The sequence below is a fragment of the Mesorhizobium sp. M8A.F.Ca.ET.218.01.1.1 genome (genome assembly GCF_004791165.1).
GTDB lineage: Bacteria > Pseudomonadota > Alphaproteobacteria > Rhizobiales > Rhizobiaceae > Mesorhizobium.
This window is the reverse complement of sequence record NZ_SRUZ01000009.1, coordinates 39,649-64,413: the sequence shown is the minus strand read 5'-3', so window position 1 is coordinate 64,413 and position 24,765 is coordinate 39,649. Positions and strand designations below refer to the sequence as shown.

General features: G+C 59.6%; 23 protein-coding genes, 1 pseudogene and 1 riboswitch. Of the genes and pseudogenes, 9 read left to right on the top strand and 15 right to left on the bottom strand.

All coding sequences use genetic code 11. The annotated features are described in order from the left end of the window. Nucleotides 1–8: 8 nt before the first annotated feature. From EN861_RS28265 to EN861_RS28235, 7 genes are all read right to left on the bottom strand, one after another. Nucleotides 9–344, bottom strand: coding sequence for a carboxymuconolactone decarboxylase family protein (locus EN861_RS28265; RefSeq protein WP_135867104.1), 336 nt, complete (start codon nucleotides 342–344; stop codon nucleotides 9–11). After that, a complete protein-coding gene (locus tag EN861_RS28260; RefSeq protein ID WP_281041228.1) occupies nucleotides 341–1,939 on the bottom strand; it encodes an acetoin dehydrogenase dihydrolipoyllysine-residue acetyltransferase subunit in 1,599 nt (532 codons plus the stop codon). The genes EN861_RS28265 and EN861_RS28260 overlap by 4 nt, the downstream gene beginning before the upstream one ends. A 17-nt stretch (nucleotides 1,940–1,956) precedes the next feature. Further along, entirely contained in the window at nucleotides 1,957–2,934 is a 978-nt protein-coding gene (locus tag EN861_RS28255) for a pyruvate dehydrogenase complex E1 component subunit beta (RefSeq protein WP_135867100.1), read from the bottom strand. Then, nucleotides 2,931–4,004: a thiamine pyrophosphate-dependent dehydrogenase E1 component subunit alpha gene (locus tag EN861_RS28250; protein WP_245512128.1), complete on the bottom strand. Its 1,074-nt coding sequence runs from the start codon at nucleotides 4,002–4,004 to the stop codon at nucleotides 2,931–2,933. The genes EN861_RS28255 and EN861_RS28250 overlap by 4 nt, the downstream gene beginning before the upstream one ends. 12 nt (nucleotides 4,005–4,016) lie before the next feature. Then, nucleotides 4,017–4,991: an ABC transporter permease gene (locus EN861_RS28245; RefSeq protein WP_135867098.1), complete on the bottom strand. Its 975-nt coding sequence runs from the start codon at nucleotides 4,989–4,991 to the stop codon at nucleotides 4,017–4,019. A 13-nt stretch (nucleotides 4,992–5,004) separates the two neighbouring features. Next, nucleotides 5,005–6,510: a sugar ABC transporter ATP-binding protein gene (locus EN861_RS28240; protein ID WP_135867096.1), complete on the bottom strand. Its 1,506-nt coding sequence runs from the start codon at nucleotides 6,508–6,510 to the stop codon at nucleotides 5,005–5,007. A 71-nt stretch (nucleotides 6,511–6,581) separates the two neighbouring features. Beyond that, the gene (locus tag EN861_RS28235; protein ID WP_135867094.1) at nucleotides 6,582–7,712 is read right to left on the bottom strand and encodes a sugar ABC transporter substrate-binding protein; all 1,131 of its coding nucleotides are present in this window, start codon (nucleotides 7,710–7,712) and stop codon (nucleotides 6,582–6,584) included. 135 nt (nucleotides 7,713–7,847) lie between these two features. Here EN861_RS28235 and EN861_RS28230 point away from each other — a divergent pair, with 135 nt between their 5' ends. Together EN861_RS28230 and EN861_RS28225 are read left to right on the top strand one after the other, a co-directional pair. After that, nucleotides 7,848–8,825 (top strand): sugar-binding transcriptional regulator, encoded by a 978-nt coding sequence (locus EN861_RS28230; protein ID WP_189343759.1) that lies wholly within the window; start codon nucleotides 7,848–7,850, stop codon nucleotides 8,823–8,825. Between the two features lie 297 nt (nucleotides 8,826–9,122). Next, nucleotides 9,123–9,470 (top strand): hypothetical protein, encoded by a 348-nt coding sequence (locus EN861_RS28225; RefSeq protein ID WP_127399388.1) that lies wholly within the window; start codon nucleotides 9,123–9,125, stop codon nucleotides 9,468–9,470. 373 nt (nucleotides 9,471–9,843) lie between these two features. On the opposite strand, the gene EN861_RS28220 is transcribed toward EN861_RS28225, so the two are convergent. The 8 genes and pseudogenes from EN861_RS28220 to EN861_RS36430 all read right to left on the bottom strand — a co-directional run. Next, complete coding sequence (locus tag EN861_RS28220) at nucleotides 9,844–10,647, bottom strand: hydroxymethylpyrimidine/phosphomethylpyrimidine kinase (RefSeq protein ID WP_135867089.1); 804 nt, start codon at nucleotides 10,645–10,647, stop codon at nucleotides 9,844–9,846. Then, entirely contained in the window at nucleotides 10,638–11,243 is a 606-nt protein-coding gene (locus tag EN861_RS28215; RefSeq protein ID WP_135867087.1) for a thiamine phosphate synthase, read from the bottom strand. Before EN861_RS28215 ends, EN861_RS28220 begins: the two co-directional genes overlap by 10 nt. Further along, complete coding sequence (locus EN861_RS28210) at nucleotides 11,240–12,013, bottom strand: thiazole synthase (protein WP_135867084.1); 774 nt, start codon at nucleotides 12,011–12,013, stop codon at nucleotides 11,240–11,242. The genes EN861_RS28215 and EN861_RS28210 overlap by 4 nt, the downstream gene beginning before the upstream one ends. Before the next feature lies 1 nt (nucleotide 12,014). After that, nucleotides 12,015–12,212, bottom strand: a complete 198-nt coding sequence (gene thiS, locus EN861_RS28205; RefSeq protein WP_135867082.1) for a sulfur carrier protein ThiS — start codon at nucleotides 12,210–12,212, stop codon at nucleotides 12,015–12,017. After that, nucleotides 12,181–13,182 (bottom strand): glycine oxidase ThiO, encoded by a 1,002-nt coding sequence (gene thiO, locus EN861_RS28200; RefSeq protein ID WP_135867080.1) that lies wholly within the window; start codon nucleotides 13,180–13,182, stop codon nucleotides 12,181–12,183. The genes thiS and thiO overlap by 32 nt, the downstream gene beginning before the upstream one ends. Further along, on the bottom strand, nucleotides 13,179–15,014 hold the full coding sequence (gene thiC, locus EN861_RS28195) for a phosphomethylpyrimidine synthase ThiC (protein ID WP_135867078.1): 1,836 nt from the start codon (nucleotides 15,012–15,014) through the stop codon (nucleotides 13,179–13,181). The genes thiO and thiC overlap by 4 nt, the downstream gene beginning before the upstream one ends. A 103-nt stretch (nucleotides 15,015–15,117) precedes the next feature. Beyond that, nucleotides 15,118–15,233, bottom strand: a riboswitch (TPP riboswitch). Between the two features lie 180 nt (nucleotides 15,234–15,413). Next, entirely contained in the window at nucleotides 15,414–15,899 is a 486-nt protein-coding gene (locus EN861_RS36435) for a hypothetical protein (protein WP_245512127.1), read from the bottom strand. A gap of 72 nt (nucleotides 15,900–15,971) precedes the next feature. Further along, nucleotides 15,972–16,187 (bottom strand): annotated as a pseudogene (locus EN861_RS36430) (hypothetical protein); the annotation flags it as partial. 434 nt (nucleotides 16,188–16,621) lie between these two features. Between EN861_RS36430 and EN861_RS28180 the strand changes: the two are divergent. The 7 genes from EN861_RS28180 to EN861_RS28150 all read left to right on the top strand — a co-directional run bounded on the left by EN861_RS28180 (nucleotide 16,622) and on the right by EN861_RS28150 (nucleotide 24,763). After that, nucleotides 16,622–17,494, top strand: coding sequence for a sugar ABC transporter permease (locus EN861_RS28180; protein ID WP_245512126.1), 873 nt, complete (start codon nucleotides 16,622–16,624; stop codon nucleotides 17,492–17,494). Continuing rightward, nucleotides 17,491–18,510 (top strand): carbohydrate ABC transporter permease, encoded by a 1,020-nt coding sequence (locus EN861_RS28175; RefSeq protein WP_135867074.1) that lies wholly within the window; start codon nucleotides 17,491–17,493, stop codon nucleotides 18,508–18,510. Before EN861_RS28180 ends, EN861_RS28175 begins: the two co-directional genes overlap by 4 nt. A gap of 28 nt (nucleotides 18,511–18,538) precedes the next feature. Continuing rightward, nucleotides 18,539–19,990: an extracellular solute-binding protein gene (locus tag EN861_RS28170; RefSeq protein ID WP_135867072.1), complete on the top strand. Its 1,452-nt coding sequence runs from the start codon at nucleotides 18,539–18,541 to the stop codon at nucleotides 19,988–19,990. Nucleotides 19,991–20,044: 54 nt separating this feature from the next. Beyond that, the gene (ugpC, locus tag EN861_RS28165; RefSeq protein WP_135867070.1) at nucleotides 20,045–21,130 is read left to right on the top strand and encodes a sn-glycerol-3-phosphate ABC transporter ATP-binding protein UgpC; all 1,086 of its coding nucleotides are present in this window, start codon (nucleotides 20,045–20,047) and stop codon (nucleotides 21,128–21,130) included. A 447-nt stretch (nucleotides 21,131–21,577) separates the two neighbouring features. Next, nucleotides 21,578–22,912: an extracellular solute-binding protein gene (locus tag EN861_RS28160; protein WP_135867068.1), complete on the top strand. Its 1,335-nt coding sequence runs from the start codon at nucleotides 21,578–21,580 to the stop codon at nucleotides 22,910–22,912. A gap of 122 nt (nucleotides 22,913–23,034) precedes the next feature. Then, entirely contained in the window at nucleotides 23,035–23,949 is a 915-nt protein-coding gene (locus tag EN861_RS28155) for a sugar ABC transporter permease (protein ID WP_189343757.1), read from the top strand. Beyond that, nucleotides 23,942–24,763 (top strand): carbohydrate ABC transporter permease, encoded by an 822-nt coding sequence (locus tag EN861_RS28150; protein ID WP_135867064.1) that lies wholly within the window; start codon nucleotides 23,942–23,944, stop codon nucleotides 24,761–24,763. The genes EN861_RS28155 and EN861_RS28150 overlap by 8 nt, the downstream gene beginning before the upstream one ends. Nucleotides 24,764–24,765 lie beyond the last annotated feature (2 nt).

The following is a 24,765-nucleotide window of genomic DNA, read 5'->3' as shown; positions in this document are numbered from 1 at the left end:
CTTGGGCGCTACTGAAGAGCGCGCATGATTTCCAATGCTTTTGCTCCATACATGACTGCTGGACCGCCACCCATCTCGATCGCCACATCCAGCGCCTCAACGAGTTCCGCCTCCTTGGCTCCGTGCTTGAGTGCGGCATCAAGGTGATAGAGGATGCAGTCCTCGCAACCCTTCGAAACGGCAATGGCCACGGCCATCAATTCCTTCTGGGCCGCCGTGAAGCTGCCTGCGGTCGTCGCCACCTTGCTGACCCGCGCAAAGCCGCCGAAGAGGTCAGGGCTAGCCTTTGCCAGGGTGCCAATGCGTCTTTGCGCTTCTTTCAGTTTTTCGGCAGTTTCGCTCATGGTTTGTCCCCTTGTGAGAGAAGGATATCCAGCACCTCCTTCGTCTGATCCCATTGCGGCATGTGACCGGAGTTGGAGAGGAAGTGGACCGGAACACGCGCCGGCAAGCCAAGCGCATGCTTCCAAGGAATGATCCGGTCCTCGAGGCCGAAGAGCACCCGGATCGGCATCGTCGCGGCAAGCTTTTCGATTGCCGCAAGGCCATCGACCTTCTGCCCCATCGGACCAACGACCGCCTCGGAAAGGGCTACAAGCCGGCCCTTGGCGAGGTCACTCGCGAGTGCACTGAGTGCCTCTTCGGAGAGGTGCACGCTGTTGACTGAAAGTCTGCGGAGAAGATGCGCGACCTCGCCACCCGACCTGGCAGCCGCCATTCCCTTCACGAACTGCATATCGATTTCCAAGCCAAGGCCTGCGGGTGCGATCAAGGTGATCGAGGCGACCTTGCCCATCGATTGCTCCGCGAGCCCCAGTGCTGCGATGGCGCCAAGCGAGTGAGCAACCACGTCCACTCTGGTAAGCCCCACGGCATCGAGAAATGCCGGCAGATCAAGCGAGAGATCGGCTGCGCCATCCGCTTCGATCCCCGTCAGACCGTGACCGGGCAGATCAGGGATGATGACGCGTCGATGAGCTCGTTTCAATCCGGAAGCAAGAGCGGCCCAGGTCGTGCGGTCACCGGAGAAACCGTGCAGCAAGAGGACGGGCGGATCGCCGGCACCTCCCAGATCGAGATAAGCCATTTTTCCGCGCTGGAAGGCTGCGTATTTGACCTCCCCGGTCGCAGCGCCAGCAGCAGCCGGACTGCTGCCTGCAGCGGCGTTCAGGACGTCGGCTTTCTCGATGCGCCCACGACGGCCGCTTCCCACTATGGTCGACAGATCGATGCGCTCGCGCCTTGCAAGGCGCCGTGCAAGCGGGGTAGCGCGCTGCCGTCCCTCTCTCTGACCGATCTCCCTTGGCGTCACTTCAGCCGCGGGAGCACCGTGCGCTTCGGAAGCGAGTTGAATCGGCGTTCTATCCTCATCTCCAATCGCAGACGCCGGAATTTCGATCCTTGCGATCGGTTCCCCGACCGGCACAATGTCGCCGTCATCGCGAAGGATCGAGACAAGCCGCCCGTCAGTCATAGCCGGGAGCTCGGCAATCGTCTTGTCCGTCTCGATCTCGATGATCGCCTCGCCGCGCACGAAACTGTCGCCTGGCGCCTTCAGCCATTTCGCAATGCGGCCCTCTTCCATGGTCTCACCGAGACGCGGCATTTCAAGATTGTTCTCGACCAGCACGCCTTCGCGTTGCTCCATTGTCGAGGCGACAGCTGCCTCACCGGTCGTTTCGCTCTCGTCGCCTTCGCCGGCGGTCCAGTCCGGGCCATCGCCGATGTCGATGCGGGCAAGCGGCTTGCCGACATCGATCATGTCGCCGATCGATACCAGGATTTCGCCGAGCCGGCCGTCGCCGAGGGCTGGAAACTCCGCGATCGTCTTGTCCGTCTCGATCTCGACGATCGGGTCGCCACGCTTGAAACTGTCGCCCGACTTGATCAGCCAACCGACAATCTTGCCCTCTTCCATCGTCTCGCCGAGACGCGGCATTTTTAGAATGCGCTCGCTCATGAGAGCATTCTCTCAGCAACGCCGGCGATGACCGATGCCGACGGCACACTGCCGGATTCGAGCTCCTGCGACACCGAGATCGGGATGTCCTCGCCGGCAACCCGCACGACCGGCTGTTCAAGGAAGTCGAAGCATTCTTCCGAAATGCGGGCAGCGAGCTCGGCGGCCACGCCCGAGGTCATCACACCCTCCGAGACGACCATCGCTTTGCCGACGCGCTCCACATGGCTGCGCACCGTGTCGAAATCGAGCGGATTAAGCGTTCTGAGGTCGATCACTGTGACCTCGAAACCCTTCTTAGACAGCATTTCGGCAGCGTCCAGCGCATAGAAAACCTGCCTGGAATAGGTGACGATGACGAGATCGCCGCCCTCGCGTCGCACGGCCGCCTTTCCCCATGGCAAAGGCTCGGCTTCGAAATCAACGTCTTCCTTGCGTGTATAAAGCGCCTTGTGCTCGATGAAGACGACAGGATCGGGCTTGGTTAGGCTCTGACGCAAGAGATGATAGGCGTCGGCGGCCGTTGCAGGCATGGCGAGCCTCAGGCCCGGCGTATGCATAACCCATGCCTCGAGGCTCTGCGAATGTTGAGCTCCGGCCGATCGTCCCGTGCCTCCTTGCGTGCGCAATACCATCGGCACACCAATCTGGCCACCGAACATGTAGCGGATCTTGGCGGCCTGGTTAGCGAGCTGGTCCATCGTCATGCCGAGGAAATCGACATACATCAGCTCGGCGACGGGCCTGAGACCGGTCATGGCGGCGCCAACAGCCGCGCCGATGATCGCCGGCTCAGAGATCGGCGTGTCGATCAGCCTTTCGGGACCATGGGTCTTGATCAGGTCCTTGGTAACGCCATAGGCGCCCCCGTAGCGTCCCACCTCCTCACCGATAACGACAATTGTCTCGTCATCAGTCATCGCGTCGTCAAGCGCCTTACGAAGCGCGTCTCTATAGGTGGTAGCGGTCATCATGCATCATCCCTGGCAAGTACACGATCGATACGGACGCTGACGGGTTCCGGCTTCGGCTCTCCGAGGGCATAAACATCACGGAACATCGACGTCAGTGGCGGCGCCTTCGATCCGACGGCGAAGTCGATCGTCGCATCCATCTCGGTGACGATCTCCTTGTCCATCGCATCGAGCGTGGTTTCCGTTTCCAGCTTTTCGGCAATCAGCCTGTCACGGGCTAAGAGCACCGGATCCTTCCTGCGGCCCTCCGTCTCTTCGGCCTCCGTGCGGTAGGGGCTTTTGTCCATTCGCGCATGACCGAAGAAGCGATAGACTTCGACCGAAAGGAAACCAGGCTTTCCTGCGCGGGCGTCATCCACGAGCCAGCGTGCGGTTGCCTCGACCTCCTCGACGTCATGGCCGTTGACTACTGCGCCATTCAGCCCGAAGGCCTTTGCGCGCTCGTCGAACCGGGTGCTTTTCGTCGCCTGGTCGATGCGGGTGCCCATGCCGTATTGATTGTTGACGCACACGAAGAGAACCGGAAGATTCCAGAGCGCTGCCATGTTCATGCTCTCGTAGAGAATGCCCTGCTGCATGGCCCCATCGCCGAAGAAGGCGATCGAAACCGAGTTCTGCTTCAGATATTTGCTGGAGAGGCCGGCGCCGACGACAGCCGGGATACCGCCGCCGACAATAGCATTAGCGCCCAGATGGCCAAGTGCCATGTCGGCAATATGCATGGACCCACCCTTGCCCTTGCAGTAGCCCGTCTCCTTGCCGCCGATCTCGGCCATCATTTGCTTGGGGTCAGCGCCACGAGCAAGAAAGATGCCATGCCCGCGATGGTGCGTTGTGAACGTATCCTGCGGCTGCATAGCGGCACAGACACCTGCAGCGCTCGATTCCTCGCCGATCGACAGATGCAACATCGAGCCTGCCGACTGGCCGCGGATGAAGAGTTCTCCGACGCGTTCCTCGAAGGTGCGGATGCGCCGCATGACACGGTAGAGATCGATAAGCTGGCTGTTGCGTTTGGGCAATGCGGAACCGCCGGCGCTGGCCGCAAGCTGGGTTTGATCCTGGGACACGATATTATCCTTTCAGAAGAAGCGGATTTCGCCACGCAGTACCGCAAGGGCGACAGCCGCGATCATCACAACGCCACGCACGATGTTTTGCAGGTAGAAGGGCGCGCCGAGGAGATTGAGACCATTGTCGAGCATGCCGATGATGATGACGCCGATGATCGTTCCTTCGACGGATGCCCTGCCCGGACGGAAGCATGTCATGCCGATGAAGACTGCTGTCAGCGCATCCATCAGGTAGGGTTCGCCAGCACCGGGCTGGCCGGTTCCCAGGCGTGCCGTCAACATGACGCCGGCGGCAGAGGCGCCCGTCGCTGAAATAACAAGCGCAATCTGGCGGCAGCGGTTGACGTTGATGCCCGATAGCCGTGCGGCAACGATATTGGTGCCCGTGGCAACTGTCGCGCGCCCATAGCGTGTCTTGTTGATAAGCGTATGGACAGCGATGACGACGATAATTGCAAGCAGCACTGGCACGGGAAAGAACCCGAAGATGCGGCCTGTCGACAGGTAGTAGAAGGCATCCGGCATCTGTGCGTAGATCGAGTCACCGCCGCTATAGGCGTAGTTGATGCCAAGTGCGATCGGCCCCATCCCGAGTGTCGCAATCAGCGACGGGATGCGCAGATTCGTCACGAGAAAGCCGTTGACGATGCCGATGACGAGTCCTGCCAGGATGGATAGCGGGATCGCGACGACGACTGGCTGGTTGTTGAACACCAAGAGGCCCGCGACAAGCATCGAGGAGAGGCCCGCGACCTGTCCGACCGAAAGATCAAACTCTCCGCTCACGACTGCAACCGTCAGGGCGCTTGCGACCACCGTCAAAGCGGAAATCTGGACGAGGACGTTGCTGAGATTGTTAGCACTCAGGAAGCGCGGGCTGAAGATCGAAAAGACTACGAAGATCACCAGGGCAGCAAAGACGGTGCCATAGCGGGTCGCGAAATCCATCCAGTTGATCGGGACTTTGATAGCGTTTTCTTTCACTGTTATCTGTCCTTCAATTGGTTTTCAGGAGCAGGGTTTCTTCGGTCATCTCCACCGCCGGGAAATGATCGGAAAGCGTGCTGTTTGAAATGCAATAGATGCGATCGCAAATGGCGATCAGTTCGGTAAACTCGGCACTCGTGACGATCACCGTCCCGCCGCGTATGGCCAGGCGCCCGATGAGATCGTAAAACTCCGCCTTGGCGCCGACGTCGACGCCTTCTGTCGGATTATCAAGCAGGAAAATCTGGTTCCTCAGGCTATCCTGGCTGAGACCCGGGCGTGACAGCCAGCGCGCGAAGGAGACCTTCTGTTGGTTACCACCTGAGAGTTCCTGGACCTTCTGGTCCTGTCCGGCGCATTTGATGGCGAGCGCCGAGATCAGTTCGCCGGCACGCGCTCTCGCCGTGCGGCTCGAAATGAAGCCTTTCGACGAAAGCCCCGAAAGTGATGCGGTCGAGAGGTTTTCCTCGACGGTCAGTGCCCCGAAGATCGCCGTGTGTATGCGATCGGCGGGCACTGAGTAGATGCCGTCTAGAACCGCGTCGCCAACGGTCTTCGGTAGGCCGGGTTTTGCAAACAGCTCGACGGAGCCGGCCTGCGACGGGCGCCGGGCACCCGCAAGACATTGCAGGAATTCGGTTTGGCCCGCACCGATTAGCCCGGCGATGCCGACGACCTCGCCGCGGGCCGCCTCGAACCGATTAACGTGTAGACTCCCGACCTTGAGGTTCTCTACGGAAACGACGGTTTCACCCGCGACCGCAGATGAGGCTCGCTTTTCTTGAACGACGCTCCGGCCTATCATCATCTGCACTATGTCTTCGCGCGTCAGGTTGTTATCCACGACACCTTGATGGACAAGCCGGCCGTCTTTTAGGACCACGACGCTGTCGCAGTGATCGAGGACTTCTTGGAGGTGATGCGAGATGAAGATCACGCCGATGTTCTTTGTCCGCAGTTGATCGATGAAGGCAAACAGCCGCTTGCTCTCGCCGAGCGTCAGAGTTGCCGTTGGCTCATCGAGGATGAGAATGCGAGGGTCCGTCGCGAGCGCCTTCAGGATGTCGACGATCTTTTGTTCGCCGGGCCCGAGATCTCCGCATTCGGCATTGATGTCGATGTTGACATCGAAAACCCGCCAAAGCGCTTCCGCACGCCTGCGCAGTTCGCGCTTGTCGATCAGGCCGAAGCGCGTCGGCTCGCGGCCGAGTTCGATATTCTGGGCACCGGTGAGGCGCGAGATGGTCATGTTGTTCTGGTGGGCAACCGAGACGCCGGCAGCGACGGCTTCACGCACGTTCCTGTAGTTCTGCTGCTGGCCATCGATGAAGATGGTGCCTTTGTCGGCCGCATATGCGCCACAGATCACCTTGATCAGTGTCGACTTGCCCGCGCCGTTTGCACCGACGAGGGCTAGAACTTCGCCGCTTCTCAGCAACAGGCTGACATCCTGCAATACCTGGACACCGCCGAAAGCCTTCGAGATGGCTTCGACCCGCAAAAGTTCTTCGCTCATGTTAAATCGCTTATGATGATCCAAGGCTGGAACGGGGGCCGGCAGCCACAGCTGCCGGCCGGCTTGGGAGGTCAGCCTTTCATGCCCTTCAACACGCGGTCCTGGTACAGGTAGTAAAGGTCCGTCGCGGACCACGGCTGGTCATCCTTGCCGGGGATGTTGACCTCGCTGACGAGCAGCGGGGTCGGGAACTCGACGATTGGAACGGGAACGAGCCTCTTGGCATCACCGCCCTTGCCGACGATTTCGTTGACCAGCCATCCGCAGTAGGCACCCCACAGTTCAAAGGCTTGGGCGCTAGTTGCCTTGTGCGGCCATTTGGCACCGCCATCACGCATTCTCTGCAGCGCGGTCGGATGGCCATCGGCGCCAACCACGAAAATCTTGTCCTGAAGGCCCTTGGCAACGATCGCTTCGGAGGCCGCCATTGCCGGCTCGTCCCATGGGCACCAGATGCAATCCAGCTCGTCGCCGTAGCGCGTCAGCCAGTCGTTAACGATATTCTGGGTCTTTTCATAGAACCCGTCATACTGGATGACACGGGAATCGACCTGCTCGATCCAGGTATTTTCAGACAACAGAACTTCGAGAACCTTGCCGCGCTTTCGCGTGCCGTGATGGAAGTTTGCAACGATCGAGGCAATCTTCGCCTTGCTCTTGCCGGCGCCGAGAAGACGGTCGGCCATGTATTGCGACGGCGCGCCACCGAGAATGTAATTGTTGCTGGTGAGATCGGCGATCGCTGGATCTTGCCATCCGGAATCGATGCTGAAGAACGGAATGCCAGAGCTCTTGACGCTATCAAGCGCAGCATGCGCAGCCGTTAGCGTCGCAAAGAGCACGATGATTGCATCAACCTTTGCGGTCACGGCATCCTGGATCTGCGAGACAAGCTTGCCGGGATCGCCCTTCGCGTCCGTCAGGTTCATCTTCCAGGTCTTGTCGACGCCCATGCCCTTCATCCAGGCCTGCATACCTTCCCAAGCACGCTGGTCGGACTGGGCGGACATCTGTTGACCGATGACCGCGATGTTCAGCGGCTTGTCAGCGGCATACGCTGGCGTCGAGCCGAGGAGAAATTCGGCCATGTTGGGCAGCGTGGCAGCTGCCGCGGCCACGCCGCCTGCACGTCCACCCCACTTCAAGAGATCGCGGCGCGATACGCCCCCAGTTGCGGTCGATTGACCATCAATGTCAGTCATCAAATCCTCCCAGAAAGAGACGCTTGCTGCTGCAAGCGACGATCATTTGTTCATTGCGTGCACAAAAAGTCAAACCAAAAATACTTTTGCTCGCCGACTGAACAAATGATACACGAGCGCGAGAAAGGATTCACAGTGATCGAACGCGACCAGAGCGACGGCGACATGATGGTGAGAGCCGCGTGGCTTTACTATGTGGCCGAAAAAACCCAGAACGAGATCGCATCCGTCCTGGGCGTTTCCCGCGTCAAGGTTGCGCGCCTGATTGCCGATGCCCGAACGAGCGGCATCGTTACGATCGACATCGACCACCGGCTGTCGGCGCTTTCCGAACTCGAGGAGCGCATCCGCATCAAGTTCGACCTGAAATTCTGCTTTATCACCCCGCCCTCCGATGACGAGGAGAACGCAGCAACGGGTGAGGCAGTTGCGCGCCGCGGGGTCGGTATGGTCGCTGCGAAGATCCTTCGCTCGATGCTGGTCCAGGATCAAGCGAAGGAGACCGTCATTGGTCTCGCTTGGGGCAGGACGATCAGCGCCATGGCCGATGCCTTCCTCCCGATCCACAAGCCTGATGTACAGTTCGTGTCGCTTCTCGGTTCGTTGACGCGTTCGGCCTCGGCAAACCCGTTTGACGTTGTTCAGAAGATCGCTTCAAAGACAGGTGGACAGGCGAAGTATCTGCCGGTGCCATTCATCGCAGACAGTGAAGAGGATCGAGAGGTCTTCATCCAGCAGAGGGTGGTTCAGGACATCATTCGCACGGCCATGCGCGCACAGGCCTGCTTCATCAGCGTCGGCGAATGCGGTTCCAGTTCGTTCCTGTCGCGTTATGGCTATCTGTCCATGGACGACCTGAAGGTCCTCCAGGAGCTCGGCGCTGTCGGCGACACGCTTGGATTGTTCTTCGACAAGAACGGAAATTATATCGATTCACAGATCTGCAGACGCACGCTGGCGATCAACTTGTCTGCGCTTTCTCAGAGCGACATCATCCTTTTGTCAGCCGGCACCAACAAGGTGAAGGCAACCCATGCCATCTTGAAAGCAGCGTTCATAACCGGTCTGGTCATCGATGCCTACAGCGCCAGTCAGTTAGAGCGCCTTCTGTAGAAGGAGGAAGAGTTGCTCGTTGAGCGGGACAGACGGAGCCGCGCAACAATCGCCCAGGACACGACGGCGGTTCCGCATCCAGCAGATGTCAGGTCGGCTGCACGTTCGGTACAACTATGGCGGGGGCGAACCTACGGAATCTGTCTGAGAAAAAGCGGCGATGATCGCGAGCAACTGGTCAAGGCGACTCGAGGCGATGCAGGCGAGCGGCGAGATGCTGACGCTGCTGAAGAAATGGAACCTCCCGGGCACCACTACCGACGTCAAGCACTCGGCCTCAATTGAGGGAAGGGCGCCGTGGTCGTCGACAAGCTCTTCCTGACGGCATTGTTCGGCTGCCCTCCCCAAGGGGACCCTGCTGACCTTGATTCTTTCGGTTGTCGTGATGTCGGTCGACTTGACCATATCCCCGGCAACAGCGGCGCTGGCCACGTCCAAGCGGCGCTGGGTCCGTCTGTTTATCGTCGCCTCGTCTGGCTCTTCGCGGTGCGCCGGCGCTGCTCGTGCTGCTGTTCATCTGGAATGGGCTGCCGCAAATCTCGGGCGGTGTTCCAATCGAACTGGTTCACGTCTTTCATCGCGGCCCTTCTTGCCTTGACGTTGATCCAGAATGCCAACCTGGCCGAGATTCTTCGCAGTTCCTAAGCAGCCATCGGCAAGGGACAATCGGAAGGCGCGGCGGCCCTCGGCCTGCACCCGGGTCGCTATTCTTCCTGATCATCCTGCCTCAGGCGCTGCGTGTCGCACTGCCGGCCCGGTCAACGAGTTCATTTCGTTACTGAAGGCAACCTCGCTGGGATGGCGCCGCGCTGATCTACTACATGTCGACGGTTTTCGGTCCTGACCGTCCTTAAGTTGAAGGTCGAGCGAATGCTTGCGCAGCGGACATCGTTGATGTCGTCCACAAGGCTTGGCGACGCTCACCGTGCTCCCGGCTGGCTTTCACGCGAAGCTCTGGGTCGGGGCATCACGCGGATACGGGAGCCGCACGTCCTCCTGATTTCAGAAGCAATATCATTCATGTGGCTTGGCGCGATGCCGATCTCGTCATCGATGGGGGCATGGGTCTCGTGCCTTTCTCCAGTTTTTTGAAAACAAACAGCTTGCCTTCTCGCACGCTGTCTTCAAGTGATCTCGCATTTGCAAAATGCGCCGCGATCGCGCTGGCCATCATGCAGCCGGTCCCGCGTAGCGTTCCGGCAAGCCGAGGCATATCGAAACGGACAGGTTCCCGATCGGAACGCAACAGGATATCGGTTGATCGAGGTCCAGATGCGTGGCCGCCCTTGATCAGCAGGGACTGTGGCCCGTCGGCCAGAAGTCTTTGTCCTTGTTGAAGCGCGCTTCCCTCATCCATCGCCAATTCCGCGCCGACAAGAAGCGCCAACTCGATTAAATTAGGCGTAACGACACGGCAAAGCGGCATCAGATCGCGTTTCATGGCGGCGATGGCGTCCGTTTCGAGTAGCGCTCGACCTGAGGTGGAGGCCAGCACAGGGTCGAGTACTGCGGGGACATGGGGAAATTTGCGCAGCATTGCGGCAACGGCAACAATGATCTCGGCAGTCGCCAGCATGCCGATCTTGATTGTGGCCACGTCGTTGGCCTGCAGCGCGGCGCACATCTGATTGGCCACCAGGCTGGGTGGCGAATGATGGATTTCGATCACTGCGTCGTGCGTTTGCACCGTTAGCGCTGTGACGGCGAGACAGGTGCGCACGCCAATGGCAGAGATCGTCTCGATGTCACGCGCAATTCCGGCTCCGCCGCTGGAGTCGGACCCGCCAACGACAAGCACATGCGGTTCTCGTCTCATCGCCATCGGTCCGTCTTTTCGATCCATTCTCGCGTGCGCGCTTCGGGGTCGGAGTTCAACGTGATGTCCGTGACCACTGCGGCGCTGTTGGCGCCGGCCTCAAAGACGCCGTCGAGGCGGTCCGGGTTGAGGCCGCCGATGGCGACCAATGGTATCCGCGCCACCCGCCGCTTCCACTCGCTGATCCGCTCTAGCCCTTGCGGTGCCCACTTCATTTTCTTCAAGATGGTGGGATAGATTGGACCGAGCGCGACATAGTCGGGTTCAGCAAACATGGCCGTTTCCAGCTCGACATGATCATGCGTGCTCAACCCGAGCCTGACACCGGCTGACCGTATCCTCGAGAGGTCAGCGGTTTGCAGATCCTCCTGGCCGAGATGCACGAAATCGCAGCCCTCCTCGATTACCAGGCGCCAATGATCGTTGACGATGAGCTGGCTTTTGTATTGGACACACAAGGCCTTCGACTTGCGGATCTCCGCGCGCAGCCCGGTTTCGTCCATGGTCTTGATGCGAAGCTGCACCAGCTTCACGCCGAGCGGCACCAGCCGCTCGATCCAGGCTGCACTACCGACGATCAGATAGAAGGGATCGAGCTTCATGAAAAAGCCGCCCTGCCGATCGTCGGGGTTGACGGCATCGCGACCTCGCGCGGTTCGAGCATTCCCGAGCAAAAGGCTTCGCGGCCGGCTTCGACCGTCTTGCCGAAAGCACGCGCCATGCCGACCGGATCGGCCGCCTTGGCGACCGCCGTGTTCAGGAGCACGGCGTCAAAGCCGAGTTCCATGACGGTCGCCGCGTGCGACGGCCGTCCGAGCCCTGCATCCACAATCAGCGGGACGCCTGGGAAATGTGCGCGCATCGAGCGCAGCGCCGGAATGTTGACGGGTCCCAGGGCGGAACCGATCGGTGCGCACCACGGCATCAGGACCTTGCAGCCCGCTTCCAGCAGCCGCTCGGCGACGACAAGATCGTCGGTGGTATAGGGAAAGACGGAAAAGCCGTCCTCGGACAGGATGCGGGCGGCGTCGACCAGGCAGAACACGTCAGGCTGCAGTGTGTCGTGTTTGCCGATCACTTCGAGCTTGATCCAGCTCGTCCCGAACACCTCGCGCGCCATGTTCGCGGTGGTGACCGCTTCCTTGACGGAGTGGCAGCCTGCCGTGTTGGGAAGGACTCTCGTGCCAAGCGAGCGCATCAGCGACCAGAATTTCTCGCCGGCCCTGCCGCCCGCCATCTCTCGCCGCAGGGAGACGGTCACGATAGACGTGCCCGACGCCTTGACCGCGTCGGCAAGGATGGCCGGCGAGGGATATTGAGCCGTGCCGAGAAGCAGCCGCGAGGCAAGCGTCGTTCCAAGAAGATCGAACATGCTAGCCTCCCTGCATCGGCGAGAGGATTTCGATCCGGTCGCCGTCGCTCAATCGGAATTCCGCCCGGTTGGCTTTGTGCACGAGGTCGCTGTTGACGGCCGTCGCCAGCCAATCGCCCTCATAGTCGAGCGCGGCAAGCAATTCGGCCAGCGTGGCGGCGGCGATCTCACGCGCTTCGCCATTGACCATCAGTTTCATGAGCAAGCTCCTTGGTTCCGGCTTGATTGAAAACCAGGTCGGCTGCCTGGTGCGCCATTGCGGGGGCGAGAAGAAAGCCATGGCGGTAGAGGCCGTTGATCGCGACGGTGCTTCCATGGACCTCGACTCGCGGCAGGTTGTCTGGAAAGGCCGGACGAACGCCGACACCGGCCTCAACGATCTCAGCCTCGCCGAATGTCGGATGGAGCCCGCAGGCGGCACTGAGCAACTCCATCATCGAACGCGCCGTGACCGGTCCCCCAGATTGGCTCTCGATCATCGTGGCGCCGATCATGAAACGGTGGCCGGTGCGCGGCACCGCGTAGAGCGGAAAGCGCGGATGAAGCAGCCGGACCGGGCGCGACAGCGAGACTTCAGGCGTGCGCAGGATCAGCATTTCGCCGCGAACGCCGCGCAGCCTGTCATCGACGGCCGCCATCCCCGTGCAGTCGATGTGGCGATCGAAACCGGAGATGTGCCGGGCGTCGCAGCTGAAGTGGAATTCGACACCCATGGCCGCGAGCTTGTCATGAAGTGCCGCCATCGCCTGGCGCGGGTCGAGATGACCCTCATCGGGGAACAGCAATCCGCGGCGGAATCGGCCGGCGAGGTCGGGCTCCAGCAACGCGATATCATCTTCATCGACGCGCCGATGACCCGACGTGCGACTGGCGAACCGGTCGAGCTCGCCCGCATCACGCGGCGCGGCCACGACCAGTGTCCCGGCCCGTGTCACCTGACCCGGCGTTGTCGCCTCCCACCAATCGGCCGCGCCGCATCCAAGGTCCAGAACCGGCTGCTCGGCGCTTTCACGCTCGCACCATGGTGCCAGCATGCCGCCCGCGAACCATGATGCGTTGCCGCCGAGGCCATGCCTTGTCTCCGCGACGGTCACCGCGGCACCGCGGGCAGCGAGCTCGAACGCCGCGGCGAGGCCGGCGACGCCGGCCCCTTTGACCAGTACCCTCATGACGGTTCCGGCACCTCTGACATCAGCCGTACGCCGGTCTCATCAGCCGGCATATAGAGATCGCCGCCTTCGCGATATTTCGCCGCCATCGCGGCCATGCCCTCTTTCTGTGCCTCGGCGCGGATGTCGTGGGAGATGCGCATCGAGCAGAATTTCGGCCCGCACATGGAGCAGAAATGCGCCACCTTGTGCGCCTCCTTGGGCAAGGTCTGGTCGTGGAAGGACCGCGCGGTTTCGGGGTCGAGCGACAGGTTGAACTGGTCTTCCCAGCGGAACTCGAAACGCGCGCGCGAAAGGGCATCATCCCTGAGTTTTGTCGCTGGATGCCCCTTAGCCAGATCGGCGGCATGAGCGGCTATCTTGTAGGTGATCACGCCAATCTTGACGTCGTTGCGGTCGGGAAGGCCGAGATGCTCCTTGGGTGTGACATAGCAAAGCATGGCCGTGCCGAACCAGCCGATCATGGCGGCGCCGATACCTGAGGTGATGTGGTCATAGCCTGGCGCGATGTCGGTCGTCAGCGGTCCAAGCGTATAGAACGGCGCCTCGCCGCACACTGCGAGCTGCTTGTCCATGTTCTCCTTGATCTTGTGCATCGGCACGTGGCCGGGCCCCTCGATCATCACCTGGCAATCCTTGGCCCAGGCGATCTTCGTCAACTCGCCGAGCGTCTCCAGCTCGGCGAATTGGGCTGCGTCATTGGCATCGGCGATCGAGCCCGGACGAAGGCCGTCGCCGAGAGAAAAGGACACATCATAGGCGCGGCAGATGTCGCAGATCTCCGCGAAATGCTCGTAGAGGAAGCTTTCTCGGTGATGGTGCAGGCACCATTTGGCCATGATCGAGCCGCCACGCGAGACGATGCCCGTGACCCGGTCTACGGTAAGCGGGATGTAATGCAGCCGCACGCCGGCATGGATGGTGAAATAGTCGACGCCCTGTTCGGCCTGTTCGATCAGCGTGTCGCGGTAGACCGCCCAGGTCAGGTCCTCGGCGATGCCGCCCACCTTTTCGAGCGCCTGATAGAGAGGCACCGTGCCGATCGGCACTGGCGCATTGCGTACGATCCACTCGCGGATGTTATGGATGCTGCGTCCCGTCGACAGATCCATCACCGTGTCGGCGCCCCAGCGGATCGCCCACACCATCTTTTCCACTTCCTCGGCCATCGAAGAGGTGACCGCCGAGTTGCCGATATTGGCGTTGATCTTCACCAGGAAATTGCGGCCGATGATCATCGGTTCGCTTTCGGGATGATTGATGTTGGCGGGAATGATCGCACGTCCGCGTGCTACCTCCTCACGCACGAATTCCGGTGTGACGAAGTCGGGGATCGCGGCCCCGAAGGCCTCGCCGTCCCGCTCAAGCTTGCCACGCAGCATCTCGCGGCCGAGGTTCTCGCGGATGGCGACGAACTCCATTTCGGGCGTGACGATGCCGGCGCGCGCATAGGCAAGCTGAGTCACCGCCTTGCCTGCCTTGGCCCTGAGCGGTCGGTTGCATACCGGAAATTCCGGTGTCAGGCGCTCGCTCGTGACGAATCCATTGTCTTCCGGCCGGACATGGCGGCCGTCATAGGCCTCGACGTCGTCGCGGGCCGTAACCCATTCGCGGCGAATCCGTGCGAGGCCCTTTTCGATGCTGGTTTCGACAGTCGGGTCGGTGTAGGGGCCGGACGGATCATAGACGGTGACGGGCGGCTCGCCGGCTGTCGGATGAACGGAGATTTCGCGCATCGGCACCCTGATCTGTGGGTGGAGGACGCCGGACTTGTGGATTTTCCGCGAGGCGGGCAATGGTCCCGTCGACACGGCAGGGGTGAGGGCATTCATCGTGAGGCTCCTTTGCTCATGCATTGGAGACCCAGTTCTGTGCCGGAAGGATGAAAAGAGCTTCAGTCGACCTGCCGAAACAGGACCTCGGGCGTAAACTCCCGCAAAAGCGCTTGCACCGTCCCTACGCCAGTATGAACTGGATCAGGTTCAACGGGTCACTGCGCCGCGAAGCCAGCAGTATCTCAGCCCCTTGCCGGGACTCCCCTGGTGAATGCCTGAGGGTGACCGGACCGACGCTATCTGTCAAGTGTAGTCCTGCGCGTGCAGACCCCTCGGGCCATTCAGGTGACTGGTTATCCCTGAGACTTGCCCGCTGATGGTCAGCCCGACGATCAAATCTCACGGTAGTCGAGACCGATATTAAGGTTGGCGCGCTATGAGTCAGCCAGCCGGAGATCAGATCGACTCCGGTCGCGGCGATGCTGGCGCCGTCGCCGGTGTGACCCTACACGAGGCCTCGGTAGTCGCCCGGCCGGCAATCATCGCCATTGCATGTTGCAACTCGTCGACCGACATGTTGTCGAGTAGGGCAGCGTCCCGGAGCGAGACCCAAGACCTGGCCAGCTTGTCGACCTCGACTTCGATCTTGACGAGCTTCGCGCGCGCTCGACGGCTGGACGAATTCCGGCGGCGATCGCGATGTGCACGGCGTATTTTTCGACAGCCCGCAAGCCGGCGTCGTGCAGACGATCTTTGCACATGGCCGCGAACAGCCGCGATGACGCTGCCGTCGCCGTCGCAATGAGAGCGCTGTCCGTTCGGCGTTAAGCATGGCCCGGGCCGGACCGCCCATGCGATGGCCTCGCCTTGCGCGACGTCGCTGCCGTCCGCTCGCTCCACCGTTGTCTCGACATTCTGGTCGATGAGCTTGAAGGCGAGCATCGCAGCTGCAATGCGAGGGAAGCGTTAGGCCGCCAGCAGGTCACAGTGGTGTTCGCTGAAGAAGAAGTCGGCGACCACAACCGGAAAGGCCCTTGGACCGGGATCACTGCAGAGTTCGTCGAGCCTATCTGCCGCGCGATCCACAAGCGCAACCCGTCCACCTTCCGCCAGCATGAATCGTGCGCATTCCAAGCCGATTCGGAAAGCGGCGCCCGTTATTGCCGCGACCATACCTTCTTGTAACTTCCCGGTCCTATCATTTACCCGTGCTATCGATTCAAAGGGCATCAGGCAGCATGCAAATGTAGCCACAAAAGGCGATTTGGCACAAGAAAACCCTGTCTTGGCTAGAAGCTTGACCAAATGAGACCATTTTCCCGGTTTCCGGGTAGAATTTTTGAACACAATTGTATTTTGAAAGATCTATTTGTCGTTGACAGACATAGAGAAGGGGGCTACTTGAGTTCGCGGCCCTCGCTACGACTGGAGCTGACATCCCGCTTTCGATGTTCCGCCGCTGCCGGCTGCCTAGTCCAAATAAAGCAACGAGCGTCGTGACGGCGGAGAAAGCGCGCATGCCACTGGGATCGCATCGGATTGCATCTATAGAAGACGATTGGTTGCAGCCAAGGGACCCAGGCGCCGAGGACATGGTCCGTCAATACTGTGAGCTTCCGTTCACAACAGTTGGCAGCAGCTGAATGACGAGGGGGGAGGAAGGTTTGCGTGACGAACGCATAAAATATCTCTTTGTCTGGCCGGCATTCCTCATCGTGCTGGCTGTCAGCATTTTCCCGCTGATATATGCGCTGACCGTCAGTTTTCAGTCCATGCGCCTAACGCCCCCTTTACCGGCGCGCTTCGTCGGCCTTGAAAATTATCTGGGGCTGCTTGCCTCAGCACGCTTCTGGGGCGCTATAGCAACAACGAGTATCATCGTTCTGATCTCGGTGGCCGTTCAATATTGTGTTGGCCTTGCCCTGGCACTTTCATTGCACAGTAACGTACCTGGTGAGCGGCTTTACCGACCGCTTTTCCTTTTTCCGATGTTCATGGCGCCCGTTGCGGTGGCGCTTGTCGCACGGATGATATTCAGCCCAACACTTGGTCCTCTTAACGAGTTCGCGACATTTCTCGGCTTTCCGAACCTGCCTTTTCTGACGCAGGCGAACTGGGCGATTGCGGTGATCGCCATCGTTGAAATCTGGCAGTGGACGCCACTTGTCACACTGCTGATGCTCGCCGGCCTGCAGGGCCTGCCGCGGGAAGTGTTCGAAGCGGCCGCCATCGAGAACGCGTCGCCTTGGCAGCGCTTCTGGAGCATCACTTTTCCGATGCTGCTGCCGCTCTCCGTGGCGGTCGTCTTCATCCGCATCATCGAAGGTTTGAAGATCATCGACACGGTCTTTGTGCTCACCGGCGGAGGTCCGGGCACCTCCACCGAGACGCTGACGCTCTTCGCCTACAATGAGGGCTTCAAGAAGTTCAACCTCGGGCAGGCCTCGGCGCTGAGCTTTCTCTTCCTGATGGTCATCACTCTGTTCGGAATTGTGTATCTGGCGCTCGCACGGCCGTTGATGGAGAAGCGCACATGAATGAAGGCCGCTTGCTCCGCTGGGTCGCCTTCCTAGCCTGCCTCGTCTGGGCGCTATTCGTCGCGGCGCCATTCTGGTGGGTCGGGGTCACCGCCTTCAAGGCACCAACAGACGTGAATGGTGGCCCAACCTACTTGCCGTGGATCGACTTCAATCCTACGTTTTCGACATTCCGCGAAATCGTGGCGGGTGAGCGCGGTGACTTTTTCAGGGGCTTTTGGCACTCGACGGCCGTCGGCCTCTCGGCGACTGCCCTTGCGGTCTTCTTCGGCTCGATGGCCGCTTATGGGCTCAGCCGTTTCGAATACCGTATTAAGCTTGCCGCCGCTATCGCCTTCGCCGCAATTGCCATCGGCGGCTTCATACTCTTGAACGAAGTGTGGCGCCTGCCGGCGCCGCAATCGCTCAGTCTGTCGATGCTGGCCGCGCTTCCGACTTGCATTGTCCTCAACAGGCTTCGATTGCCTGGCCCGCAGCTCGGCAACAAGGATATCACCTTCTGGTTCGTCTCTCAGCGCATGTTTCCGCCGGTCGTCTCGGCCTTTGCGCTCTTCCTCTTCTACGCAGAGCTGAACAAACAGGGCGTGCGTCTTCTCGACAGCTATCTGGGTTTGGTCCTTGCTTACACGGCCTTTGGCCTGCCGTTGGCCGTCTGGCTGATGATCGACTTCTTCAAAAGCGTGCCCTTGGAGGTCGAGGAGGCGGCGCTCGTGGACGACGTGCCGCGCTGGCGGATCTTCTTCGAGATCGTGCTGCCGATGGTCCGACCTGGGATGTTGGCCACTTTCATGATCGTGCTGGCCTTCATCTGGAACGAGTTTCTCTTTGCTCTGCTGCTCACCACGTCTCGGTGGCAAACGCTGCCCGTGGTTCTCGCCGGACAGGTATCCAGTCGCGGAGACGAATGGTGGGCAATATCGGCGGCCACACTCATCTCGATCGTTCCGATGATGTTCGTCGCGGCTCTGCTCGGCCGCATGATGCGGTCCGGGTTGCTCGCAGGTTCAATCAAATAGCTTCGTGTTTCAAAGGAGGAGAACTGGCATGGTACACAAACTCGCAACATTGGTCGGCGCGCTCATGGTGTCAGCCGCAACCCCCGCGCTTGCTTGCGAACCGGACTACACTGGTGTGACCTTGAGTGTCGGCGTGCAGACGGGTCCGTTCGTGGCGTCAGCCCTGAAGACCGCCAGCGACAATTGGTCGAAGAAGACCTGCGGCAAAGTGAATGTCGTCGAGTTCCCATTCGGCGAACTGTTCCCAAAATATATCACCGCGCTGCAAAGTAGCACCGGCGATTTCGACGTTATGGCCTTTACGCCAGCCTGGCTGCCGGACATGGCCGATTTCCTTTCGGATATGCCGGCGAACATGCAACAGGGCGAGTACTGGGCCGACATTCACCCAGCCTACAAAGAGCGGCTGATGATCTGGAACGGCAAGGTCAAGGCTGCCCAGATGGATGGCGACATGCACACGCTGCAATACCGCGGCGATCTCTTCGAAAATCCTGAGGAGCAAAAAACCTTCAAGGCGAAATACGGCTATGATCTCGCCCCTCCGAAGACCTGGGACCAATATTACGACATTGCAGCCTTCTTCACTCGTCCCGACAAGGGGCTTTTCGGCACCGCCGAGGCCTATAAGCGCGGCGGGCAGCAATTCTGGTTTTTCTTCAGCCACGCTGCGAGCTACACGAACAACCCTAACGTGCCGGGATCGATGTTCTTCGATCCCGAAACGATGAAGGCCGAGATCAATAATCCGGGCTGGGTAAAGGCGCTGGAAGACTACAAGAAGGGATTGGATTTCAATCCGCCCGGCTCGCTCAACAATGGCTCGAGCGAGATCCGCCCGCTCTATTCCGGCGGCAAAGTGGCAATGAACATCGACTGGGGCGATTCAGGGATTCTTGGCGCTGACAAGAAGGAATCACGCATCATCGGCAACGTCCGCGCGTCGGTCCTGCCCGCTTCGGCGAAGATCTGGAACATCAAGAAGAGCGCTTGGGACGAATTCCCCGAGCCAGTCGCCTCGCCTTTCCTGGCATTTGGTGGCTGGCAGCTCGGTGTTCCGACCTCGTCGGCGCATATGGAGGCGGCCTGGAACTACGTCCAGGAAGTCACCAGCATCGAGACTTCAGGCAAGGCCATCGTCACGGCCGGCACCGGCGTCAATCCCTACCGCCTCAGCCACATGAGCAATGTCGAGAATTGGCTGTCGATCTTCTCCAGGCCTGAAGCCGTATCTTACCTGGGTGCGATAAAAGGTTCTCTCGACGCCAAGAATGTGACCTTCGATCTGCGCCTGCCAGGCTTCTTCAACTATACCGAAGCGCTGGAAATCGAGCTTTCGAAGGCGCTTGCCGGTCAAGTTGAGCCACAGGCAGCCTTGGATGCGGTTGCAGCCGAATGGGACAGCCTGACGGAGGAATTCGGTAAGGACAAGCAACTTGCGGCCTATCGCGCGTCGATGGGACTGCCGCCACTCAAGTGAAAACGGACATGCCGGGCGGAACGCCGCCCGGCCTCTCCCGAGGAGATCTCAAGCATGTCTCATGTCACGCTGGAAGGCGTCGCCAAATCGTTTGGCAGCCTCCAAGTCATACCACCGCTGGACCTCAGAATAGACAAGGGCGAGTTCGTCGTGCTGGTTGGACCATCGGGATGCGGCAAAACGACAACATTGCGGATGATCGCGGGGCTCGAACAGGGAAGTTCTGGCCGTATCACCATCGCCGGCCGCGATGTGACCGACGTTCGGCCTGGCCTGCGCAACTGCGCCATGGTGTTCCAGAATTATGCGCTCTATCCGCATATGTCGACCTACGACAATATCGCCTATGGAATGAAGGTTCGGCGCGAAAATCCTGAAAGCATACGTCGCCGCGTGACAGAGGCAAGCGAACTGCTTGGGCTGACGCCCTACCTCGAGCGCAAGCCTCGGCACCTTTCCGGCGGCCAGCGGCAGCGGGTCGCGATCGGCCGCGCCATCGTCCGCAATCCAGAGGTTTTTCTATTCGATGAGCCACTTTCGAACCTTGACGCCAAACTCCGCGTCGACATGCGCACGGAGATCAAGCAGTTGCAGCGGCGACTCGGGGCGACGGCGATCTATGTCACACACGATCAGGTCGAAGCCATGACCATGGCCGACCGCGTCGTCTTGATGAATGGCGGTCGGGTCGAGCAGGCGAGTGATCCGATTGAACTCTACGAGCGCCCTGCCAACCTGTTCGTTGCCGGTTTCATCGGCACGCCAAGCATGAATTTTCTCGAAGTGGAAGTGGCCATGGCGTCGGGCTCGTTGGCGCTCAAACTTCCCGACGGTTCTCTTCGAGAGCTGCCGGAACTTGTCGCCAGGTCAAGTCTTGCCCGGTTTGCTGGCCAGACGGTGATTTTTGGCATTCGTCCCGATGACAGTTCCGAAGGCCAAGGCGGCGCCGAAGGTTTCATCGTCGATGCGATCGAACCTTTGGGGCCGCACACCTTGGCGATCGGCAGGATTGGGCAGTCGAAATTCACTGCCAAGCTCGAAGCGCATGTGCGGCCGAAGCCGGGAACGCAACTCTCAGTCAAATGGGATTGGTTGAAGACCCATTTCTTTGATCCCGCCGATGGCAGCGCCATCAGCTGACGATCATACGCTTGCTATCCAAGACCGGTACCCGCTCGCGGGGACTACTCGGCGGCTTTCTGCAGGGCTCAGCCGTGCCGTCCATGCGAAATGCACAGGAGTCAAAGGAATTTACAATTGAATGATTGTTTCACAAATGTGTGTGCAGGCAATATTGCCCATGCCCGTTTTTGAAAAATTCCCCATAAAATCTGAAAGCCTAGCCGGCAACAAATGTATTTTTTAATATCTATTTGTGTTAGCCTTGTGGTGTATGTTAAGGACTGAACTGCCTGAAAGCCTTCGTGGAGGTGATGTTCGACAACTGGGTCGCATGCGTTGATCCGGACCGGTTCTGATTGTCTTGCCGTCCACCTGACGTGGCGAAGCTGCGCAGGGGAACTCTGTCTGAACGCGGGAGCGCCGTTCGCAGAGCGTGGTCTCATCGCGCTCGCTGGGAGGGTTCGCATGAAGAAAATCTTGTTGGTTGCGTCCGCTGCTGCCATTTCGCTCGCCGCCTCGCCAGGACTGGCCCAAACGGACTGGGGGTCGATCCTGAGCAAGCATGACGGCGAGGCCGTGAACATCATGTCGATCCAGGACCCATTCATCGATGCGGTCCGGAAAATGTCGCCCCAATTCGAGGCTCTCACGGGTGCCAAGGTCACTACCGACGGGTTCGGCTACGATCCGCTGCACCAGAAGGAAATTCTCGCGTGCTCGCAAAAAGACAGCCAGTACGATGTTCTCTTCATCGATGGCATCTGGCTTGGTGAATTCGCAGACGCCGGCTGCATCGATCCGGTGCAGGACATCTGGAGCGACACGGATCCCAAGATCATTGCCTGGGACGATTATGTCGAGTCCTTCGCCGGTCAGGCGATGTGGGGAGATAAAAAGCTGTGCCTGCCAGTCGCAGCCTATTGGCAGATGGTTCACTACCGCAAGGACCTCTTCGACAAAGCTGGGCTGAAGCCACCGACCACTCTCAAGGAGACAATGGAGGACGCAAAGTTCTTCACCAACAACAAGGACTTTCCTGGCGTCACGGGCTACGCCATGAACGACCAGAGAGGCGCCGCGGCCGGTCAGCAGTATTTTGAATGGGTCTATTCCGCCGGTGGCAAGCCCTGGGTGAGCAACTTTCCGGGCTCGCCCGCTGCTTACGCGGACCAGACGCCGCTGCTGAACTCGTCGGAATCCGTGTCGATTGTGCAGTTCATGAAAGACATGGTGGCGTATGGACCGCCGGGCGTGGAGCAGTTTGCCTGGGATGAGCGTTACAATGCGTTCGCACAGGGCAATGTTGCAATGATCAACGCCTGGTCCGTGCAAACGCCGGGGCTTAATGACCCCAAAATATCCAAGGTCGCCGGCAAGTGGGACGTCGCGATGATGCCCCACGCCGAAGGCAAGGAGTCCATCCCCCCAGTCGGCGGTTGGATCATGTGCTTGAACAAGTACAGCACGCGCAAGGAGGCGGCTTGGGACTTCATGCGCTGGTACGCCAGCCCCGAAGTTCACAAGGCAGCAGTGCTGGCCGGAGCGCCGCCGTCCCGCCACTCTGCCTTCCAGGACCCCGAGGTCCAGAAAGCTCAGCCTTGGGTGCCCACGCTCTACGAGGCCGCAAAAAAGGCTTGGATGGAAGGCCGCCCGCGTCACGCGCTGACTTTCGAGATGATTGACGCGATCGGCCTCCAGGTCAATCGCGCCATCATCGGCGAAGCGACCGCACAAGAGGCGATGGACAAAGCGAACGGTGATGTCACCAAGCTGCTCAAAGATGCAGGCTACATCAAATAGCGTTCCGTCCACGCGGGCGGTCGTCATCCTACCGCCCGCTCCGCAGCCCTTCAATCTCGAATGCCGGCGTTCGGCCGCCGTAAAGTGTACAGAATGAGACGAACCGAGCGATGAGATTTAGCGTGGTCGACAGTATCCCGGGCTCCCGACCGAAGAGCCAATGGGACCGCGAAAGCCGCGAGCGTTTGATCTTTCTAACGCCGGCCGTGGCCTATCTTTTCTTGCTGACAGTTTTCCCTTTCCTCTATTCGCTCTACCTCAGCCTATATCAAGTGAAGCTGACGCGGATGGACAGAAAGGTTTTTGTCGGCTTCGACAACTATGCTAATCTTCTTACCGATTCCCTCTTCCTTCACGCTTGCCTAAACATAGGAATTATCACCGGCATATCTATCGTCATCGAGATAATCTTCGGGTTCCTCGCTGCAAAGATCTTCTTCGCGCTGAGATTCAGCCGAGCTGGCGGCATTCTCCGCTCCCTCTCGATCTTGCCGATGATGATCACTCCAATCTGCATTGGGTTGATCTTCTCCTACATTCTTAATCCGACTTTGGGTATCGCCAACTACCTGATCAAGGGGGCAGGGCTGCCGCCGCCAGGTTGGCTCAGCGATCAGACTTTTGCTCTCTTTACCATCAGTCTGATCAATAGCTGGCAATGGACACCGTTCATGATGCTGCTGATGCTGGCCGGGCTGATGTCGATCCCGACCGAACATTACGAGGCCGCAGAGGTTGAAGGGGCAAGATGGTGGCACGTTGCCAGGGCCATCGAGATCCCCGCCATCAAAAGTGTCGTGCTGGTTGGCGTTATCCTGCGTGTCATCGACAACCTTCGTTTTTTCGACATTGTCTATGTCACCACCCGTGGTGGGCCTGGCGCGTCGACTGAAGTCGTTACGCTCTTTGCCTACAAGCAGGACTATCAATATTTTCAAATCGGTTACGGATCGGCCGCGGCAGTTGTCATCCTGGCCATGAGCATCGTCATCACGACCTTCGCTGCCGGCTATCTCAGGAGGGCTGAAGGTGAATAGGGGCACGCATCCACACCGGCTCGCGCTGCCTGCCGGCATTCTCGTGGCTGTGGCCTTCGTAGCGCCCATGGCCTGGATGTTCCTGGCCAGCTTCAAGAGCATAGAAGGCATATTCTCTCTGCCGCCGCGATGGATTCCCGATTTCACTTACGTCGACAACTATACGAAGCTGCTTTCGCAGAATTGGGTCTTTCTCGTCAATTCCATCATCGTCACCCTTGGTGCGACGCTCCTGTGCATGGTGCTGTCGTTGCCCGCTGCGTTTGGTTTGGTGAATTTCAAGTTTCGCGGCCGCGAGTTCCTGGCAGACTGGATCCTGTCCACTCGTATGATGCCGCCGATCGCGGCCGGGGTGCCGCTCTATATAATCTTCAACACCATAGGCTTGCTCGACACCGTGTGGGCCCTGATAGTCGTCTATGCCGGTTTCAATATTCCCTTTGCCGTGTGGGTCAGCATGTCGTTCTTCCGGCGCGTGCCGCGCGAGACGATTGAAGCAGCCATGCTCGAGGGATGCTCCTGGGCGCAGATTTTCACCAAGGTAGCCCTTCCGCTAACCCGTAGCGGCATCGCGACAGTGGCTACCTTCGTGTTCATTTTTGCATGGAACGAGCTGCTCTTGGCCCTGTTTCTGACAACTCGCGCCGCAAAGACGTTTCCGGTCGTTATCTCGTCCTTCGTCACCAACAGCATGACTTTTTGGGAGATGATCGCGGCGTCTTCGGTAATTCAGGCAATTCCGCCGATCATCTTCACCCTGCTCATGCAAAGGCACATCGTATCGGGCCTCACGATGGGCGCGGTCAAAGACTGATC

Excerpts from the sequence above, each read along its gene's own strand:
- EN861_RS28215 (WP_135867087.1), bottom strand. The coding sequence starts at position 11,243 with ATGAAGCTCGATCCCTTCTATCTGATCGTCGGTAGTGCAGCCTGGATC.
- ugpC (WP_135867070.1), top strand. The coding sequence starts at position 20,045 with ATGTCTCATGTCACGCTGGAAGGCGTCGCCAAATCGTTTGGCAGCCTC.
- EN861_RS28170 (WP_135867072.1), top strand. The coding sequence starts at position 18,539 with ATGGTACACAAACTCGCAACATTGGTCGGCGCGCTCATGGTGTCAGCC.
- thiS (WP_135867082.1), bottom strand. The coding sequence starts at position 12,212 with ATGAAACTGATGGTCAATGGCGAAGCGCGTGAGATCGCCGCCGCCACG.
- EN861_RS28260 (WP_281041228.1), bottom strand. The coding sequence starts at position 1,939 with ATGCCGCGTCTCGGCGAGACGATGGAAGAGGGCAAGATTGTCGGTTGG.
- thiC (WP_135867078.1), bottom strand. The coding sequence starts at position 15,014 with ATGAATGCCCTCACCCCTGCCGTGTCGACGGGACCATTGCCCGCCTCG.
- EN861_RS28220 (WP_135867089.1), bottom strand. The coding sequence starts at position 10,647 with ATGGCGATGAGACGAGAACCGCATGTGCTTGTCGTTGGCGGGTCCGAC.
- EN861_RS28160 (WP_135867068.1), top strand. The coding sequence starts at position 21,578 with ATGAAGAAAATCTTGTTGGTTGCGTCCGCTGCTGCCATTTCGCTCGCC.
- EN861_RS28175 (WP_135867074.1), top strand. The coding sequence starts at position 17,491 with ATGAATGAAGGCCGCTTGCTCCGCTGGGTCGCCTTCCTAGCCTGCCTC.
- thiO (WP_135867080.1), bottom strand. The coding sequence starts at position 13,182 with ATGAGGGTACTGGTCAAAGGGGCCGGCGTCGCCGGCCTCGCCGCGGCG.
- EN861_RS28255 (WP_135867100.1), bottom strand. The coding sequence starts at position 2,934 with ATGATGACCGCTACCACCTATAGAGACGCGCTTCGTAAGGCGCTTGAC.
- EN861_RS28210 (WP_135867084.1), bottom strand. The coding sequence starts at position 12,013 with ATGTTCGATCTTCTTGGAACGACGCTTGCCTCGCGGCTGCTTCTCGGC.
- EN861_RS36435 (WP_245512127.1), bottom strand. The coding sequence starts at position 15,899 with ATGCTCGCCTTCAAGCTCATCGACCAGAATGTCGAGACAACGGTGGAG.
- EN861_RS28265 (WP_135867104.1), bottom strand. The coding sequence starts at position 344 with ATGAGCGAAACTGCCGAAAAACTGAAAGAAGCGCAAAGACGCATTGGC.
- EN861_RS28240 (WP_135867096.1), bottom strand. The coding sequence starts at position 6,510 with ATGAGCGAAGAACTTTTGCGGGTCGAAGCCATCTCGAAGGCTTTCGGC.
- EN861_RS28235 (WP_135867094.1), bottom strand. The coding sequence starts at position 7,712 with ATGACTGACATTGATGGTCAATCGACCGCAACTGGGGGCGTATCGCGC.